General features: G+C 59.3%; 17 protein-coding genes and 2 tRNA genes. 7 read left to right on the forward strand and 12 right to left on the reverse strand.

What is annotated here, in order from left to right; all coding sequences use genetic code 11:
* Positions 1-58 precede the first annotated feature (58 nt).
* The gene (gene gyrA / locus B7X90_RS04225) at positions 59-2824 is read left to right on the forward strand and encodes a DNA gyrase subunit A (protein WP_292621992.1); all 2766 of its coding nucleotides are present in this window, start codon (positions 59-61) and stop codon (positions 2822-2824) included.
* Positions 2821-3174: a DUF952 domain-containing protein gene (locus B7X90_RS04230; RefSeq protein WP_292621995.1), complete on the forward strand. Its 354-nt coding sequence runs from the start codon at positions 2821-2823 to the stop codon at positions 3172-3174. The genes gyrA and B7X90_RS04230 overlap by 4 nt, the downstream gene beginning before the upstream one ends.
* Here the strand turns inward: B7X90_RS04230 and B7X90_RS04235 are convergent.
* A complete protein-coding gene (locus B7X90_RS04235) occupies positions 3152-3892 on the reverse strand; it encodes a lysoplasmalogenase (protein WP_292621998.1) in 741 nt (246 codons plus the stop codon). The two genes, B7X90_RS04230 and B7X90_RS04235, sit on opposite strands and share 23 nt — an antisense overlap.
* On the opposite strand from B7X90_RS04235, the gene trmFO reads away from it, so the two are divergent.
* Positions 3884-5251, forward strand: a complete 1368-nt coding sequence (trmFO, locus tag B7X90_RS04240) for a methylenetetrahydrofolate--tRNA-(uracil(54)-C(5))-methyltransferase (FADH(2)-oxidizing) TrmFO (RefSeq protein WP_292622001.1) — start codon at positions 3884-3886, stop codon at positions 5249-5251. The genes B7X90_RS04235 and trmFO overlap by 9 nt on opposite strands.
* 6 nt (positions 5252-5257) lie before the next feature.
* Here the strand turns inward: trmFO and B7X90_RS04245 are convergent, their stop codons facing one another.
* From B7X90_RS04245 to B7X90_RS04275, 7 genes are all read right to left on the reverse strand, one after another.
* Entirely contained in the window at positions 5258-5734 is a 477-nt protein-coding gene (locus tag B7X90_RS04245) for an EF-hand domain-containing protein (RefSeq protein WP_292622005.1), read from the reverse strand.
* A 92-nt stretch (positions 5735-5826) separates the two neighbouring features.
* Complete coding sequence (locus B7X90_RS04250) at positions 5827-6414, reverse strand: hypothetical protein (protein WP_292622008.1); 588 nt, start codon at positions 6412-6414, stop codon at positions 5827-5829.
* 249 nt (positions 6415-6663) lie between these two features.
* Positions 6664-8040, reverse strand: a complete 1377-nt coding sequence (locus B7X90_RS04255) for a pyruvate dehydrogenase complex E1 component subunit beta (protein WP_292622011.1) — start codon at positions 8038-8040, stop codon at positions 6664-6666.
* Between the two features lies 1 nt (position 8041).
* The gene (gene pdhA, locus B7X90_RS04260) at positions 8042-9202 is read right to left on the reverse strand and encodes a pyruvate dehydrogenase (acetyl-transferring) E1 component subunit alpha (RefSeq protein ID WP_292622014.1); all 1161 of its coding nucleotides are present in this window, start codon (positions 9200-9202) and stop codon (positions 8042-8044) included.
* A 235-nt stretch (positions 9203-9437) separates the two neighbouring features.
* Positions 9438-9514, reverse strand: a tRNA-Arg gene (locus B7X90_RS04265).
* A gap of 35 nt (positions 9515-9549) precedes the next feature.
* Positions 9550-9626, reverse strand: a tRNA-Arg gene (locus B7X90_RS04270).
* A 15-nt stretch (positions 9627-9641) separates the two neighbouring features.
* On the reverse strand, positions 9642-10106 hold the full coding sequence (locus B7X90_RS04275) for a (deoxy)nucleoside triphosphate pyrophosphohydrolase (protein WP_292622017.1): 465 nt from the start codon (positions 10104-10106) through the stop codon (positions 9642-9644).
* A gap of 58 nt (positions 10107-10164) precedes the next feature.
* Here B7X90_RS04275 and B7X90_RS04280 point away from each other — a divergent pair, with 58 nt between their 5' ends.
* Positions 10165-10344 (forward strand): Flp family type IVb pilin, encoded by a 180-nt coding sequence (locus tag B7X90_RS04280; protein WP_292622020.1) that lies wholly within the window; start codon positions 10165-10167, stop codon positions 10342-10344.
* A 101-nt stretch (positions 10345-10445) separates the two neighbouring features.
* Positions 10446-10625 (forward strand): Flp family type IVb pilin, encoded by a 180-nt coding sequence (locus tag B7X90_RS04285; protein ID WP_292622023.1) that lies wholly within the window; start codon positions 10446-10448, stop codon positions 10623-10625.
* A 111-nt stretch (positions 10626-10736) separates the two neighbouring features.
* Here the strand turns inward: B7X90_RS04285 and B7X90_RS04290 are convergent, their stop codons facing one another.
* The 4 genes from B7X90_RS04290 to B7X90_RS04305 all read right to left on the reverse strand — a co-directional run bounded on the left by B7X90_RS04290 (position 10737) and on the right by B7X90_RS04305 (position 16172).
* Complete coding sequence (locus B7X90_RS04290; RefSeq protein ID WP_292622026.1) at positions 10737-12221, reverse strand: M48 family metalloprotease; 1485 nt, start codon at positions 12219-12221, stop codon at positions 10737-10739.
* Between the two features lie 134 nt (positions 12222-12355).
* Positions 12356-13312 (reverse strand): acetyl-CoA carboxylase carboxyltransferase subunit alpha, encoded by a 957-nt coding sequence (locus B7X90_RS04295; RefSeq protein WP_292622029.1) that lies wholly within the window; start codon positions 13310-13312, stop codon positions 12356-12358.
* Positions 13313-13363: 51 nt separating this feature from the next.
* Positions 13364-14245 (reverse strand): tyrosine recombinase, encoded by an 882-nt coding sequence (locus B7X90_RS04300; protein ID WP_292622032.1) that lies wholly within the window; start codon positions 14243-14245, stop codon positions 13364-13366.
* A 4-nt stretch (positions 14246-14249) separates the two neighbouring features.
* Positions 14250-16172: a hypothetical protein gene (locus B7X90_RS04305; RefSeq protein WP_292622035.1), complete on the reverse strand. Its 1923-nt coding sequence runs from the start codon at positions 16170-16172 to the stop codon at positions 14250-14252.
* Between the two features lie 235 nt (positions 16173-16407).
* Between B7X90_RS04305 and B7X90_RS04310 the strand changes: the two genes are divergently transcribed.
* Together B7X90_RS04310 and aroB are read left to right on the forward strand one after the other, a co-directional pair.
* Positions 16408-16989 carry a shikimate kinase gene (locus B7X90_RS04310; protein ID WP_292622039.1) on the forward strand — a complete coding sequence of 194 codons (582 nt, stop codon included), beginning with the start codon at positions 16408-16410 and terminating at the stop codon, positions 16987-16989.
* A complete protein-coding gene (gene aroB, locus B7X90_RS04315) occupies positions 16980-18086 on the forward strand; it encodes a 3-dehydroquinate synthase (protein WP_292622042.1) in 1107 nt (368 codons plus the stop codon). The genes B7X90_RS04310 and aroB overlap by 10 nt, the downstream gene beginning before the upstream one ends.
* Positions 18087-18094 lie beyond the last annotated feature (8 nt).

Here is an 18094-nt window from a genome sequence, read left to right on the forward strand (position 1 = left end):
GGGCAATGGGGCTAGGGACTTTGTCCGCCCTTTGTCATTATAACGAAAAGCTGTTCCAGTGAGCGACGACACCACGATCATCGACCCCCCTGCCCCCGCCCCGGAAGGCGAGTTCCAGCGGATCGACATCGTCGACGAGATGAAGACCAGCTATCTCGATTACGCGATGAGCGTGATCGTGAGCCGTGCATTGCCTGATGTGCGTGACGGTTTGAAGCCAGTCCATCGTCGCATCTTGTGGACCAGCCACGAAAACGGGTTCGTTTCGACCAAGGCCTATCGCAAATCGGCGCGTATCGTCGGCGATTGCATGGGCAAGTATCACCCGCATGGCGACAGCGCGATCTACGATGCGCTGGCACGCATGACGCAGGACTGGTCGATGCGCCTGCCGCTGCTCGATGGGCAAGGCAACTTCGGTTCGATGGACCCCGATCCGCCGGCGTCGATGCGCTATACCGAGGCGCGTCTGGCGAAGGTGGCGGATTCGCTGCTGGCGGACATTGAAAAAGACACGGTCGATTTCACGCCGAACTATGACGGGTCGGAGCACGAACCGCAGGTTTTGCCCGCTAGGTTCCCCAACCTGCTGGTCAACGGTGCCGGTGGCATCGCCGTCGGCATGGCGACGAACATTCCGCCGCACAATCTGGGCGAAGTGATCGACGGCTGTCTGGCCTATATGGACAACCCGCTGATCACGATTGATGAGTTGATCCAGATCATCCCAGCGCCTGACTTTCCTACTGCGCCGCTGATCCTCGGCACGGCGGGCGCGCGTAAGGCCTATCATGAAGGCCGCGGCTCGATCATCATGCGGGCGCGGCACACGATCGAAGAGAGCCGGGGTGACCGCCGCTCGATCGTGCTGACGAGCATTCCCTATCAGGTCGGCAAGTCCGGGCTGGTCGAGAAGATTGCCGAGGCCGCCAAGGACAAGCGGATCGAGGGTATCTCGGACATCCGCGATGAATCGAACCGTGAAGGCGTGCGCGTGGTCATCGACCTGAAACGTGATGCGACGCCGGAAGTTGTTTTGAACCAGTTGTGGCGCAACACGCCCGCGCAATCGAGCTTTCCGGCGAACATGCTGGCGATCCGTGGCGGACGGCCAGAGGTGCTCAACCTCAAGGACATCATCGAAGCGTTTGTTCGCTTCCGTGAAGAAGTCATCACACGGCGCACCAAGTTTGAACTGAACAAGGCGCGGGATCGGGCACATATCCTGCTTGGGCTGGTGATTGCGGTGACCAACCTTGATGAGGTGGTGCGGATCATCCGTGGCTCGTCGAACCCATCAATTGCGCGCGAGGCGCTGATCACGCGCGAATGGCCGATGGGTGAGATCGCGCCATACATCAGGCTGGTCGAAGCCATCGAAGACATGGGTTCGGTCGATTCCGCAACATATCGCCTTTCCGAGATTCAAGTCCGGGCGATCCTCGACCTGCGCCTGCATCGCCTGACAGCGCTGGGTCGCGACGAAATTGGCGATGAACTGGAAGGTCTTTCCCGGACGATTTCCGAACTGCTATCGATTCTGGCGGACCGGCTCAAATTGTTCGCCGTGATGCGCGAGGAACTGCTGGCGGTGCGTCAGGCATTTGCCACGCCGCGCCGGTCCGAGATCACCGCGCCTGCCGATGGCATTGAAGACGAAGATCTGATCGAGCGTGAAGACATGGTCGTCACGATCACACTTGACGGCTACATCAAGCGCACGCCGCTCTCAACCTTCCGCGCACAGAACCGCGGCGGCAAGGGTCGCTCTGGCATGGCGACCAAGGACGAGGATGCCGTGGCGACGATGTTCGTCACCAGCACCCACACGCCGGTGCTGTTCTTCTCCACCGCCGGCAAGGTCTATCGCCTGAAGGTGTGGCGCCTGCCCGAAGGCGGGCCGACCACGCGCGGCCGACCGGTGGTTAACTTGCTCCCAGCGCTCGACAAGGACGAAACTATCGCCACAGTGTTGCCGCTGCCTGAGGACGAGGCGGAATGGGGCAAGCTGTCCGTGGTATTTGCCACGGCCAAGGGCAACGTGCGCCGCAACTCGATGGATGCATTCGCCAACATCCCATCGAACGGCAAGTTCGCGATGAAGTTCGAGGCGGATGACGAGGGCACGCCGAGCAATGATCGGCTCATCGGCGTGGCGTTGCTTGAAGCAAGTGATGATGTGCTTCTGGCGACCCGTGCTGGCAAGGCGATCCGCTTTGCCGGAGACGAAGTGCGCGAGTTCACGAGCCGCACCTCCACCGGTGTACGTGGCATGACCCTGAAGGGCGATGACGAGGTGATCTCGCTTTCGATCCTGCATCGCGTCGGCGCCAATCCTGAAGAGCGCGAGGAGTATCTCCGCTACGCCCCGTGGAAGGGTGAGAAGGAAGGCGAAATGGCCGATCAGGCGCGCTACGCCTTCATGGCCGAGCGCGAGCAGTTCATCCTTACGGTCTGCGCGAACGGTTATGGTAAGCTGTCGTCCGCCTACGAATATCGCCGCACGGGCCGTGGTGGGCAGGGCATCACGAACATCGACAACATCGCGCGCAATGGGCCGGTGGTGGCAAGCTTCCCGGCCACGCAGGGTGACCAGTTGATGCTGGTGACAGATCAGGCCAAGTTGATCCGCCTGCCGCTGACGACGTTGCGTGTCATCGGGCGTGGCAGTGCTGGCGTGCGTCTGTTCAACGTTTCGAGCGGTGAGCATGTTGTTAGCGCTGAGCGCCTTGCCGAAGGTGTAGTTGGCGAAGACGTTGCTGAGGACGTGGCCGTTGTTGCACCTGTGGCGGATGTATCCGACGCCGGGGATTCGGCTGAATGAGTGACCTGCCCCTGCTCGCCTACAAAGTGCTGACTGCACCGGAAATGAAAGCGCTTGAGGCAGACTGCCTGTTCAAGGGCGCACCGGTCGATCTGGCAGATGGCTACATCCACCTGTCGTCCGAAACGCAACTGACCGAGACGGTGGACAAGCACTTTGCCGGACAAGGCGACTTGCATGTTGTGGCCGTAGACCTTGCTGTGCTGGGTGATGCTGTAAAGTGGGAGCCTTCGCGCGGCGGGCAACTGTTTCCACATATCTATGCAGACCTGCCGCTGAGTGCGGCAGTAGCGTATGGTCCGCTGGAACGGGACGAGGGCGGACGGGTTAAGCTCCCGGTCGCGGGCTGAATTCGCCCTTTGCCCGCAACGAGGCGATCACCCCGGTACAGATCAGGAATTGACCGAAGTAGTATAGCGGCCAGATCAGCAGGTCGGGCAACGCGCTTTTGGCCAATGGTCCCATCCGGGCGAAAATCAGCAAGTCCGATGTGACGAACATCATCGCCCCGAGGCCGACACGATAGCGCGGGAAGCTGCTCAGCCATGCCGCTGCGGCCATGCCGGATAGGCTTAGCGCGTAGAGAGCAACATCGGTTTTGCCGGTCAACTGGTACGATACCAGCGGAACAGCAAGCAGTGTTGTGACCGCAGCAGCCTTCTGACTGCTCGCAGGCCGCTCGCGTCGGAACTTCACATAGAGCGAGATCGCGGCAAGGTGGCCGAGCAGAAATGCCACTGCGCCGCCAGTGAAGTTCACTTCCAGCACCATGTCTCCCACTGCCCCGAAAGCCATGACGACAGCGATAAGATGCGCGTTTCGAGATGGATGGTGTGCCCAAGCGTAAGCCGCTAGGAGTGCGACGCCAGCACCCTTCCACAGTATCAACCACAGACCGGGAACCTGGCCTTTGGCGGCCAGCCAATAGCTGACACCAGCCACAAGGCTGGCAACAAGCCACGGCCGTCTTTCAATAAGTGCGCGTTTCGGCAAAGCCTGCCCTTCCCTGCTAACTGGACGGTATTGCCGCAGCGCTGTCACAATGCCAAGGCGCAAGCCATGACACATCAGGTTCACATCATCGGCGGCGGCATGGCTGGAAGCGAAGCGGCTTGGCAGCTTGCCCGGCGCGGCATTCGGGTCCGCCTTTCCGAAATGCGCGGCAGCGGGGATACAACCGCTGCGCACAACGGGGATGGGCTGGCTGAACTAGTTTGTTCCAATTCGTTCCGTTCTGACGATCACGAGAAAAACGCGGTAGGCTTGCTGCATCAGGAAATGCGCGATTGTGAAAGCTTGCTGATGACAGCGGCTGAGAAAGCGCGTGTTCCAGCAGGTTCTGCTCTCGCGGTGGATCGTGATGTATTTTCAGCGGAAGTTGAAGCTGCGTTGCGCGCGCAGCCCACACTGGAGATCGTGCGCGAACGGGTGGATGTGTTGCCATCCAACGGTCTGACGATTGTCGCCACCGGACCGCTTACCGCTCCCGCCCTCGCCAACAGCATCGGATCCGCGACAGGCGCCGACAGCCTCGCATTCTTCGATGCAATTGCGCCGATTGTTTATCGTGAGTCAATCAACATGGACGTGGCGTGGATGGCCTCTCGCTGGGACAAGGGAGCCGAAGCGTCGCTTGCCATGGGAGGAGATGGCCGCGACTACATCAACTGCCCGATGACCAAGGAACAGTATTTCGCTTTCTACGAAGAACTGTTGGCTGGCGAAAAGACCGAATTCAAGGAGTGGGAGGCGAACACACCATACTTTGACGGCTGTATGCCGGTCGAGGTCATGGCATCACGCGGGGTGGAAACTTTGCGCTTCGGACCGATGAAGCCGGTCGGTCTCGACAATCCGCACTGGGCAACTCCTGAACACCCCAACGGTCGGTGGCCCTATGCAGTGGTTCAGTTACGGCAGGACAACAAGCTGGGCACGTTGTGGAACATGGTCGGCTTCCAGACCAAATTGAAGCACGCGGAGCAAGTGCGGGTTTTCCGCACAATTCCAGGGCTGGAGCACGCTGAATTCGCCCGGCTTGGCGGGCTGCACCGCAACACCTTCCTCAATTCTCCTACACTGCTGGACAGGCAACTACGGTTGAAATCCGCACCACATATCCGCTTTGCAGGCCAGATTACCGGTTGCGAAGGGTATGTTGAGAGCGGTTCGGTGGGAATGCTGGCAGGGCTTCTGGCCGCAGCTGAAATTGCCGGTTGCGACTGGACACCGCCACCGCGCACGACGGCATTGGGTGCCTTGCTTTCGCATATCACAGGCGATGCCGAGGCCGAGACCTATCAGCCGATGAACGTCAACTTTGGATTGTTCCCTCCCCTGCACGATGTGAAGAAGAAAGCGCGCAAGGAGGCCTATACCGAACGAGCCAAAGCTGACATGACAGCTTGGGTAGCGACCCTTCCGTGAAAACTGCTATTTGCAAACACACTTCGGCTTGGGCTTGGGCCGTTCTTTCGGACGGGTAGTGGCGAACTCTTCACGCGTGAGAAACAGGTCTGCATTGCCGTCTGCACCGCTGAACTTGTCGATGGTGGTGTGCGCCCACTCATCGAAGGTCAGCAGATTGTTGCCGTCCTTGTCGAGCTTGCGGAAATCACGCGCTCGCCCGCTGAGCATTTCGGTGCGGCTTATCCGGTTGTCACGATCCTTGTCGACTAGGTTGAAACGGCGTGTTTCGCGGCCCACGCTGGTTGCCTCTGGCGGCGCCGCACCCATCATGCCGTCCACGTCGGCGCTGGGCAAATCCTCTGGCTCAGCGTCGGATGCTTCGGCAACAGGAAGCACAGCCACCTCACCGCCAAATGCTGTTTCGGCCCGGCCCTGCCACCAGAATACCCCCGCCGCAGCGAGCATCAATGCCGCCAAGCCACCAAGCAATCCGCGAATCATCGTCGAATGCACTCCATTTCGAACGTAAGGTTAGTCCGAACAGGATCGCACTGGCATCGGCAGATGATACCGCTTTGGCGGAACTTCGCTGCCTATTTCCCCAAAAGGCCTGCGCGCACGATCCGTGCAAGATCGGCAAAAGGAGTTGGCTGTCCACCCTTTGCTTCTCGCACGGCACAGACGCGCAGTACGGCGAGCGGGCGCATCGCTTTTGGCATAGGCGATGGTAGTGGAGTGGCAGCGTGGGGATCGTCAATGTGTTGTACCGCAGCACGCACGGTATCCACCGCGGTCACGCCAAGGAGATCGGCCAATGCAGCATAGGCCTTTATGCGGCCCTCTGCCAATTCACGGCCACCATCTTCGCCAACTACATGGGCTTCCCATCCGTCGACTAGTGGCAACAGTCCTTGATGTTTGCCCTTCCACGCTGTGAGACGTGCCAAGACCGGTTCACTCACGGGCCAGCGTTCAGGGGATTCAGCCAGCCTGTCTCGCCACCATGCCAGACGCAGTTGCACCATGATCGGATCACGACCAGGCCGGGCTGCATCGGCAAGCTTGCTTTCAAACTGCAGCAGCGCCAACCACGCCGCGCGGGCTGATTTCGGAGCATAGGCGAGCGCGATGCGGTGCACCGGGGCGATGGCATCGTCTGAAACCATATCGATGTTCTGCATTGATAGAAAGCCTCGCAAGCTTGAAGTTGCGCGTGCTCCAAAAGAATCTGGCAAAATTGTGGAAACACCACTGAAGTAACTTGCCATTGGCTAACGCGGCATATGCGGTTCCAAACAGGTCAAGAGCTAACGATGTTGCTCTTCCGTTGAATCAAGTAGCACGGCACTTCGTGATCTAGCCAATTTAACAAAGCGGGGGCAACGACTGTGTCGATGCCCCCGCTCCAATCCAGCGATGCGCGTGCTCTATCAGCGATAACAGACCTGATGAACAGCCGCCGCAATTTTATCGGCATTTATCAATGCCGCCTGTTCGAGATTTGCCGCGTATGGAAGCGGCACGTCCTCATTGCACACGCGCAGGACCGGCGCGTCGAGGTGGTCAAATCCCTGCTCCATCGCAACGGTGATAATCTCCGACGCGATCGAGCAGATCGGGAAGCCTTCTTCGGCCACAACCATACGGTTGGTCTTGGCAAGCGAAGCCAGAACTGTAGCCGTATCGAGCGGACGCAAAGTGCGCAGATCGATCACTTCAGCGTCAATGCCTTCCTCGGCGAGCTTGGAAGCTGCTTCCAATGCAAAGCCAACACCGATTGAGTAGGACACGATCGTCACGTCCTTCCCCTCACGCACAATTCGCGCCTTGCCGATCGGCAGGACGAAATCGTCAAGCTTGGGGACATCGAACGTGCGTCCATAGACCAGTTCGTTTTCAAGGAACACGACCGGATCTTCGCTGCGGATTGCTGCGCGTAGCAGACCCTTGGCATCGGCGGCATCGTACGGTGCAATGACGACAAGGCCAGGAACGCTTGCGTACCACGGACCATAGTTCTGCGAGTGCTGTGCGCCAACGCGGCTCGCTGCACCGTTGGGGCCGCGAAACACGATCGGGCACCGCATTTGGCCGCCCGACATGTAGTTGGTCTTGGCAGCAGAGTTGATGATGTGGTCAATCGCCTGCATGGCGAAATTGAACGTCATGAACTCGATGATCGGACGCAGGCCTCCCATCGCAGCACCAGTACCGATGCCGGCAAAGCCATACTCGGTAATCGGCGTGTCGATCACGCGATCAGGCCCGAATTCATCGAGCAAGCCCTGCGTGACCTTGTAGGCCCCCTGATATTCGGCCACTTCTTCGCCCATCACGAAGACGCGGCTGTCTGCACGCATTTCTTCGGCCATCGCATCGCGCAAAGCTTCGCGCACGGTGGTCGGAACCATCGCCGTGCCTGCGGGCAATTCTGGATCGACAGCAGGCTTAAGGTCTGACTTAGGCGTGATGGCTGCAGCAGCCTTCGCTTTCACGTCCTGAACTACAGGTGCGGCGTCTTCGGCAGGCTTCTTTTCAATTGCTGGAGTTGGAGATGCGTCATCAGCCTCTCCGTTGATCGTGGCGATGACTGCGCCGACCTTCACGCCTTCGGTGCCTTCGACGACAAGGATTTCACCAATCACGCCCTCATCGACGGCTTCGAATTCCATCGTTGCCTTGTCAGTCTCAATCTCGGCGAGAATGTCGCCGGACTTAACCTCATCTCCGGCCTTGACCAGCCACTTGGCGAGTGTGCCCTCCTCCATCGTGGGGGAGAGGGCGGGCATCTTCAGTTCGATGGCCATCTCAATAGGTCTCCACCAGCACGTCGGTATAAAGCTCGGCCATTTCCGGCTCGGGCGAGGTTTCGGCAAAGTCGGCCGATTCCGCGACGGTCTGACGAATGCGCTTGTCGATTTCCTTGATCTTTTCCTCGGTCACGCCGCGCTTCAGCAGTTCGGCCTTAGCCCCTTCGATCGGATCGTGATTGTCGCGCATGTCCTGCACTTCTTCACGGCTGCGATACTTGGCAGGATCTGACATCGAGTGACCGCGATAGCGGTATGTCTTCAGTTCCATCAGCACCGGACCATTGCCCGCGCGAACATACTCCAACGCCACTTCGGCAGCCTGACGCACTTCGAGAACGTCCATGCCGTTCACGTCCATGCCGGGGATGCGGAATGCAGTGCCACGGCGATAGAAATGCGTTTCGGCCGAGCCGCGCTTAACCGCTGTACCCATCGCATAGCCGTTGTTTTCGACCACAAAGATGATCGGCAGCTTCCACAGCGCTGCCATGTTGAACGTTTCATAGACTTGGCCCTGATTCGACGCACCATCGCCGAAGTAGGCCATGCAAACACCGCCATCGCCGCGATACTTGTGTGCAAAGGCAAGCCCTGCCCCCAGCGGCACTTGTGCGCCGACGATGCCGTGGCCGCCGTAAAACTTATGCTCAGTACTGAACATATGCATCGAGCCACCCTTGCCGTGCGAAATGCCCGCACCGCGACCGGTCAGTTCAGCCATGATCACCTTGGGATCAATGCCATAGGCGAGCATGTGGCCGTGATCTCGGTAGCCGGTAATGACGCTGTCATGCCCTTCATCAAGCGCCGACTGCAGGCCGACCGCAACCGCTTCCTGCCCGATGTACAGATGACAGAAGCCGCCGATCAAACCTAGGCCATAAAGCTGACCCGCCTTTTCCTCGAATCGGCGAATCAAGACCATCTGCTCGTAGAACTTCAGCAATTCCTCGTCGCTGGCATCATAGCGCTTGTGGTTTGCGTGAGCCTGTTGAAGGCTTCGCAATGCGAACGCAGCTTCCTCGGCTACTGACGATGCAATGGTTGGCTCTGCCGCTGGCTTTGCTGCGCGGGAAGCTCTTGGCTTTGCAGCAGTTTGGTTCGCAGGTTTAGCGGCAACGGGTTTGGCGGCACTGGGCCTGGCGGACTTTGCCAAGTCTGGGTTTCCTTTTCTGGCAGCCTCACGTTCCGTAACGTCCGGAATGCGCTAGCAGCCTATACTCGACAGCGCCGCAATCGCAACGGCGTTCGACAGATGCGAACCTTTTGCGGATACCTATGCAACATTCGCGTGCCAATATGGTTTCCGCTTCGCGCTCGCAGCACGAGGCGAGGTAGGCAAAACGAAAAAGGCCCGCTCAGGGCGGGCCTTTTTCAGCGTGATCTATGAATGGTGCACCCGGAGCGATTCGAACGCCCGGCCCTCAGATTCGTAGTCTGATGCTCTATCCAGCTGAGCTACGGGTGCCCACCAATTCATTCCCTACCAACCCCCGAAGGGAATGGTGCACCCGGAGCGATTCGAACGCCCGGCCCTCAGATTCGTAGTCTGATGCTCTATCCAGCTGAGCTACGGGTGCTTGGGAGACGCGCCTTTAGGGGGGTGTTTCGGCTTTGGCAACCCCTTCCAGAAAAGGAATCACCGCCTGCGCCAGAGGGACATCAAGTGGCGGCATCGGCAGGGACACCATCTCATCGCGCGTGACCCATGCAATGGTACTACCAGCTTCCAGCGCTCGTGGCTCCCCATGCCAATTGCGAGCACCGAACAGCAGGAGGAGCACCTGCCGCTTACTGTCACTTGGCGGTTCGATTGCGAAAAAAATCGGAGAAATATCAGCAACATCCACGGCCACCCCAAGCTCCTCGTCGGTTTCCCTTACAAGCGCCCTTTCGCAGCTTTCCCCTGCCTCTACCTTACCCCCAGGAAACTCCCAGAGCCCGCCGTGTACTTTGTTTCGAGGGCGCTGTTGCAACAGCACTCGCCCTGCCCGGTCAAATAACGCCAGCGCGACCACGATCTGCACTGTCGGAAGACTTTCCATACTCATGGGAACCATCAACGCTTTCTTAGGGATCCGAGCGTAGCATTCACCCTGCCGCTTTCTAGGAACAATAATGAAGACCTTGCTTCAAGACCTTTTCCGCGATGAAGGCGGCGCAACAGCCATCGAATACGGCTTGCTGATCGCATTGATTGGCATGGCTATGGTCTTTGGCATGAAGTCGTTCGGCGATGCGATGTTCAACCTTTATCTCACTGTCGACGAGAATACCGAGATTGCTGAACACGTTTAACGCCTTCTTAGGCTTTGGTACGTAATGATGCGAAGGCCTGCTCCGGGGACAAAGTTTGGAGCAGGACGGGAAGAAGAAACTTTACACTCTAGGAGACCGAAATGAAGCTTTTCCGCAACCTGCTCGCCAACAACGAAGGCGCGACGGCAATCGAATATGGCCTGATCGCTGCCCTCGTCGCTGTCGCCGCGATCGCCGCTATGGGTTCGCTGGGTGACTCGCTGGGTAACACCTTCAACAACGTTTCTGACGAGATGGAAGAAGCTAGCCCGACCGCCTAACAGGCTGGATGGCTAGGCACCAGTGTGCCCGTCAATTGAAGGGGAGGCCGACTTGGCCTCCCCTTTTTTGGTTGCGACACATGAGTGAAGCGCGTGAAGGAGCGTTCAAGCTCAATAAACGACCAGCTTTACCTTCTGCCCTGTCGTTAGCTTGCTTGACGATGTCATACCGTTGAGTACGAGAAAGCGCTCAAGCGGCCTGTCGCTGAAAGCCATCTTCGCGGATAGCGATTGCACGGTGTCGCCAGACTTTACAGTTGCAAGTGTCAGGCGGCGAGGTTTGATGGTTGTGGCCTCGCTGGCATTGATCCGACGAAACGACCGGAACAGCGAATCGAATTGCGATGACTGACCAGCTTGGCTCATTGTCGCAAAATGATAAGCTTGGTTGGGGCCGAATTCGTAGGCATAGACCATTATATCAACCTGCCCGTTACCGCTCGTTGCACGCGCAGTGCCATATGCTGCTTTCAATCCGTTGACCGTCGTCCGCTCAATCGTTTGCGGGGCTAATTGCTGCTGGCTCGAAAGACCCGAAAACACGGTGCGGATGTAGCTTTCGAGGTTGCCGCTGTAGCTGGCGCTTGAAAACTCGCCCTTCCCGCTTTGGCCGGAGATGGAAACTGAGCGGGTGCCGTTCACTAGGTAGAACCCGTTTGGTGCCTGAAACGCGAGACGCAATGACGGGTGCGTGAAGCGTGATCCATCAACGATACCCTGCGCCGGATCATCGCCGTAGGTCAGCCCGTTGATGCTGTTCAGAAACACATCGCGGTTCGTCCGCCCGGCCTTCGACGCGCCAGCTCGGCTTAAAGCCGCGCGAACGCGCGAGGCTGGATCGGGGTGTGTGCTTGCCCACTGCGGCACCTGATTACCTGTACCCTTGATCGCCGCATCCAGCGCGTTCTGGTTGGCCAGGCTTTGCAATACGGACGACATCGCGCGCGGATCATAACCTGCCCGCTGGAGGTAGGTGATGCCAAGGTTGTCGGCTTCGGTTTCCTGCCCGCGCGAATATTTCAGCGTAAGTAGCTGGCTGCCGGTAGAGAAAATCTCCTGTCCGATCTTGCCCAGCGCGCTGTTGCCCAGCACTGCGCCCGCGAGAACCGAACCAAGCGCGCCGAGGATTGAATTGCGCGTTGCCGCGCTCTGCCGCTTGTTAGAATGCCGGGCCGCGACATGGCCTACTTCATGACCAAGCACACCAGCAAGCTCAGCCTCGTTGTTCATCAATGCTGCGAGTTGCCGAGTGACGTAAACATAGCCGCCGGGAATCGCGAAGGCGTTGTTCACGGGGGAATTGAGCAGGGTGACAGTGAAATCGCCCTTTGCGTTGCTCAAGCCCGACTGGACTGCAATCGTCTTTCCAACCTGCTCCACATAGGCTGCCTGCGCGCCGGTCATCGGGCCGCCGAATTCCTGCAATAGCTGAGGATGGGCTTCGGCGCCCTGCTTCTTGTCGGCGGCGCTGATGGACTGGACTGCCCCTTGCGCATTTGCGGCACTGCCGGTTTCCAGCACCCAGGCTGGCAGAACCGAAGCCGCCACTATGGTAACGGTCAGCAAGGCAGCGCGAGAATTGCGGGCAATTGGCATGTGGTTCTCTCCGGTCTCGACAAGCAGGCAGAAATGGCGACGAGAATGACCAGATACTGCTGGCTAGCCCCGTAACGTGCCACTCAAGCGCTTTGTCGCAAATCCGGTTCCCGAATGCCAGCGGCCTTACCGCTTCAGGCACCGATTCGGAGAAATCGCTCTGCTCGAAGATTACGAAGTTCGTCTGCCGATTTCCCGATGAGACCGCCGAGTTCTTCTGAAATTGCGTTGCCCAACGTTACGCATGTGGCCTCAGGATCGCGATGCGCGCCTCCGACTGGTTCTCGAACGATACGGTCGATCACGCCCAGACCATGCAAATCCTGTGCAGTCACCTTCATCGCTTCGGCAGCGTCAGCAGCCTTTTCGGAAGTCCGCCAAAGAATCGACGCGCAGCCTTCGGGCGAGATGACCGAATACACCGCATGTTCGAGCATCAACACGCGCTCAGCGCTCGCCAGTGCAACCGCGCCGCCCGATCCGCCCTCACCCACGATCGTCGCGACCATCGGCACGCCGAGGGCAAGGCAAGCTTCAGTTGACCGGGCAATCGCTTCTGCCTGACCACGCTCTTCGGCCTCCACCCCGGGAAACGCGCCCGATGTATCGACCAGTGTCACGACGGGCAGGCCGAATCGGCTTGCCATTTCCATCAGGCGGATCGCTTTGCGATAACCTTCCGGCTTGCCCATACCAAAGTTGTGGCGGATGCGGCTTTGCGTATCATGGCCCTTTTCGTGGCCGATCACCATAACTCGCTGCCCGCCGAATTCTGGCGCGAGCTTGGCAAAGCCTCCGATGATGGCCTGATCCTCGCCGTAGAGACGGTCCCCCCCCAAAGGCATGAAATCGGTGAAAATCCGGCTGACATAGTCCTTGAAGTGTGGACGTGCCGGGTGGCGGGCGACTTGCGTTTTCTGCCACGGCGTCAACGCACGGTAGGTGCTGGCCAGAAGCTCGGCAGACTTGTTTTCAAGCCGCCGGATCTCTGACGTGATGTCAATATCACCGCCCTGCGCAGTCTCGCGCAGTTCAGCAATGCGGGCTTCGAGCGCGGCGACCGGCTTTTCGAACTCGAGATAGGAAATCATGGCACTTCCGCTAGGCGTGACCGTTGATTTGGTCAACTCCTGGGGACATGGTCAGCCACGCGCAAGCGGATGACGCTGGTTGACCAGAGTGACAAGCCGCGCCGAATCAACGTGCGTGTATATCTGTGTGGTAGCAATATCAGCGTGACCCAGCAGTGTCTGAAGCACACGCAGGTCCGCTCCTCCCTCAAGCAGATGCGTAGCAAAAGCATGTCGGAGCACGTGCGGGCTGACTTTCTCTGGATCAAGCCCGGCCCTCAACGCCAGGTCGCGCAGCAACTGAAACAGCCGTACGCGTGAAAGATGTCCACCGCGAGGGGACGGAAAGACAAAACGTCCACCTTTCCCTCTCACCACCAACCAGGCCGCTAGCGCGCGCGCGGCGCGGGCCGAGATTGGCACCATGCGCTGAACGCCCCCTTTACCCACTATAGTCAGGAACGGCGCGTCGCGCGGCACAGAGGCAAGCGGCAACGAAACGAGTTCAGTTGCGCGCAGGCCTGATCCATACAGCAGCTCGAGAAATGCGAGCAATCGCAATCCCTCTGGCGTGCCGCCAGCGGCATCTTCTTCGGCTGTGTGAAATAGCGACGCCACTTCCTCATGCCCCAGCAGCCGGGGGAGTGGTCGCCGAATGCGTGGGCGAGGCAAAGCTGGTGACGGATCATCTGCCCTGATCCCCTCATCCACCAGAAATCCGTAGAATTGCCGCAATGCCGATGATTTTCTTGCCAACGATGACGGCGCAAGATCGATCCATGCTTCGCCGAGGCGTGTGACATCGGCTCGCGTGGCCTCTGCCAGCGGCCCGATCAAGTCAGCGGCTCCCGTCAAATCCCGGCGATAGGCAGAAAGCGTATTGGCCGCAGCCCCGCGCTGCGCCGCCAACATTGCCAGAAAGCTCTCCACCGCAGCTTCGGCTTTGGCCTTCACCGGATCAAACGCGTGAGACGGCTTCAGCAGCGATCATCCGCGCTTCGCCATCCAGCCCCACCCGATGTAGTGCTGACACGATGTGGTACAGATGCAACGGAGTCATCCGGTCCCAGCGCTCTCCCTGCATACCGAACGCCGCGAGCAGCGCGACCAGTGCCTGATTGTTTGATGCTGCCGCGCTTTCGATTGCACTTGTCCATCGCGTTTTCCGGCCCAGATCGAGATCAAACTTGCCGGCAAAGTCGCGGGCGGCTGCCTGATCGACACGTTCGAGGCCCATCAAACCAGCTACCAGGAATTGTGACCGCAACGCCCCTCCCGATTCATCATCGGATGCAAAAGCATTGAGGCCTTCACTGTTTACCTGATTGGACCGCCCCGGGTTGGCGAGAACCAGCAGGCCCCACGCTTCGCTGCCAACCGGGCAGAACGGTGCCCATTTCAGCGCGTTGCGATCAAGCCCCGCGGTCAACATTGAGGCAATCAGGGGTGCTGCACTGTCAGCCACATCCTCACCGGGCAGCACCCGTGCAGCCGCGTAAGATGTCAGAACAAGCCCTGAAAACGCGCGATCTGGATCGCTTCCATCCCCCCAAAGCGTGCGGATCGCCTCAAGCCGTTCACTTTGCTCCGCAGCAACATACGCTTTTCGAAGCGTCTCAGCCCGGCCTGACCATTCGTCAGGTTGATCGTTGCCGCCTTCACGCTCGGCGTAGAGTTCGCTGTATAGATCAACCATCGCCCGTGCAGACAGCAGTCCCCGTGCGGCAGCCACATCCGCAGCACCGGCACGGGATTTCAGCGGCAGCATGGGGGCGCGCGCTGCCAGCAACGCGTAATTTGCACCGGCTTTGTCGCGCAGGGCCTGTGGCGGTTCAATGCCCGTGGCAAAGGACAAGCCGATGCTCCAAGGCGTCAGCGCTTCAACGTCTTCCCACTCGATTTTTACTGCGCGGCGCACGTTTGTGGCAGCACCTGCAAATTTCTGCGCGAGCAAAATGTCGATCTTGCTGCCCTTGCCCTGCCGCATGGCACGGTCAAGCTGCGACATCGCGTTCGAGCTTTCGTTGGCAAACGCCGAACAGATCGCACGAATCATATCCCATTCATTGCCGGGGCGCGCGGACGCAGTGAGCGCAGTAATGGGGCAGAGGCCGACCGGATCGGCTGTGGCCATGAAACTGACAAGCGCTGCGTCCTCAAGTCCCCGGGTAAAATTCCCGCTATCGACCGATTGGACCATGCCACGGGCAGCTTCCGCTTCGCCCATTCTTAGAAGCAGTTGAGCCCGCATTGCCGCCCAGTCGGCCCCGTTCATGCCAACCGGGGTGGCCAGCCTGCTGGCGAGCACGCGCCGTGCAAGGATATGCCCCCAGCGCGAGACGAACCGCCCGCGCATCTTGCCGATCACACCTTCGACGAACGCACCGTTGAGATAATGGGTCGACAGCGCAGGGAACCCACCGTCGCTTTGGTCAATGACGCCAACGCGAGCGAGGCTGCGTTGGCCCGCGGGGGGAATGTCAGACTTTGGCCGCGCAGATTCGATCACCTTGGCAAGAAGTGCGGGATCGATCGAGTTGAGCAAGGCCTCATCGCTCAAACCACCGCCACTTCCAGACGGTGCCCCCCCTCCGCTTGGCAATGGCTGGATCACCGGCGTCGCCGTAGTTGCGACACTGGGCGCCGAAGATGCCGTGCTCTGGCTTGCTGCGGACTGGGCTGTGCTCGGCGCAGTGGGAGTCGTGCGCGGGGCAGTCGCCGGGCTACGGGCCGGGGCATTCGTGCGTTGCGGCGCGGGCCGCGATTGTTGGGGAGGAGTGTCGAAACCCGGTGGTAGCAGTGATTCCTGCGCAAACAGAGTGCCCGAAACAGCGGCCAGTGCAGCCGCACTGCCCAACCAGAGGAAGCGATTGCGAATCATCTAGAAGCTCCAGCAGGTGCAGTTCCCGGCCTTACCGGCTGTTCGATCCACTGCATTGGCTGCGCCCCACCTTTGATCCATGCTACTGACAAAATTGCAATCAGTGCGACTGCACCGACCACCGCAAGCTTCTTCATTCACACGCATCCGGTTTGCGGCCAGGCCATGCCCGGCGGTTGCGACACTTCAGGCGATACTTGCAACCGGCACTAGCGCAAGTATAGGCGGCGCGGCAATGGAACAAGAAGCGGCCTTCCTCAGCTTACCGGAAATCGGCCGCATCGCGCGCCGGATTGATCGGCCACTGGTGCTGGTCGGCATGATGGGCGTGGGCAAAACCACTGTGGGCCGCAAGCTGGCATCGATGCTGCATCTGCCTTTCGTTGACGCTGACGAGGAAATTGAACGCGCCGCCCACATGCCCATTCCTGAAATCTTCGAAACGTATGGCGAGCCATATTTCCGGGATGGCGAACGCCGGGTGATTGCACGCCTTGTTGGCAGCGGTCGGCATACAGACCGGAAAGTCTTATCTACGGGAGGCGGCGCATTCTGCGATGATGGCACGCGCGCGCTGTTGCTGGACAAGGGAATTGCCATCTGGCTCGACTGCGATGTCGAAACCCTGATCGAGCGCGTTGGCCGAAAGGACAATCGCCCATTGCTCAAAAGTGGTGATCCGCGTGAGATTCTGACACGGCTCAAGAATGATCGCGCGCCGTTCTACTCTCAGGCCCCGATCCACGTAGTCAGCGGGGCTCAACCGCATCATGTCACTGCAACCAAAATCCTGAAGGCAATCGACCAATGGCTGTAGTTTCTGTTGCCATCGCAGGTGCGCCCTATGATGTAAGGATCGAAACAGGTCTGCTCGAACGCGCTGGCGAACATTGCCGACCGTTCTTGCGCAAGAATCGCGTAGCGATTGTGACCGACGAAAACGTCGCTGCTGCATGGCGGACGAAAGTTGAAGCCTCGTTTGCCGCTGTAGGCGTGGTCAGCAATTGGCTGATCCTGCCTGCTGGCGAAGCGACCAAGAGCTGGGAGCAACTTGCTCGTGTCATTGACTGGCTGCTCGTACAAGAAGTTGAACGCAAGGACAACATTGTTGCACTGGGCGGCGGCGTAGTCGGTGACTTGACCGGCTTTGCGGCCTCGATGGTCAAACGTGGCTGCGGGTTCATCCAGATCCCTACCACCCTGCTAGCCCAGGTGGATTCGAGCGTGGGCGGCAAAACAGCAATCAACACGCCTGCGGGCAAGAACCTCGTTGGCGCCTTCCACCAACCATCGCTAGTGCTGGCCGATCCGCTTGCGCTGGATACGTTGCCGTTGCGCGATACGCGCGCAGGTTATGCCGAAGTGGTGAAGTACGGCCTGATCGATGACGCGCAATTCTTTGAATGGTGCGAAGCCAATGGCGCAAAGCTGCTGGCAGGGGACCCGTCTGCGCGCGAAACGGCGATTGCCAAAAGCGTGGCGGCCAAGGCACGGATCGTTGCGGCAGACGAGAAGGAAACCGTCGGGGTTCGCGCGTTACTCAACCTCGGCCACACTTTTGGCCATGCGCTGGAAGCCGAGACAGGTTTCTCAGAGCGCCTGCTGCACGGTGAAGGCGTGGCTTTGGGCATCGTGCTGGCAGCGCGTTTTTCAGCACGTCAGGGGCTGATGTCCGGGCAGGATGCAGCACGCATTGCTGCGCATATCGGCGGCATCGGTCTGCCCTCTTCAATGAAGGCTTTGGAGTTGGACTGCGACGGTCGGTCGCTTGCCGACCATATGCTCCACGATAAGAAAATGGATGCGGGCACTTTGCCGTTCCTGCTTATGCGTGGAATCGGCCAGACGTTCTTGGCCAAGGATGTAGACCTTGGCGAAATCGGTGCCTTCCTTGATGAAGAAATGGCGCGATGAAAAGTGCG

It is taken from the genome of Novosphingobium sp. 17-62-19, assembly GCF_002256775.1.
In the GTDB taxonomy this organism is placed as follows: domain Bacteria; phylum Pseudomonadota; class Alphaproteobacteria; order Sphingomonadales; family Sphingomonadaceae; genus Novosphingobium.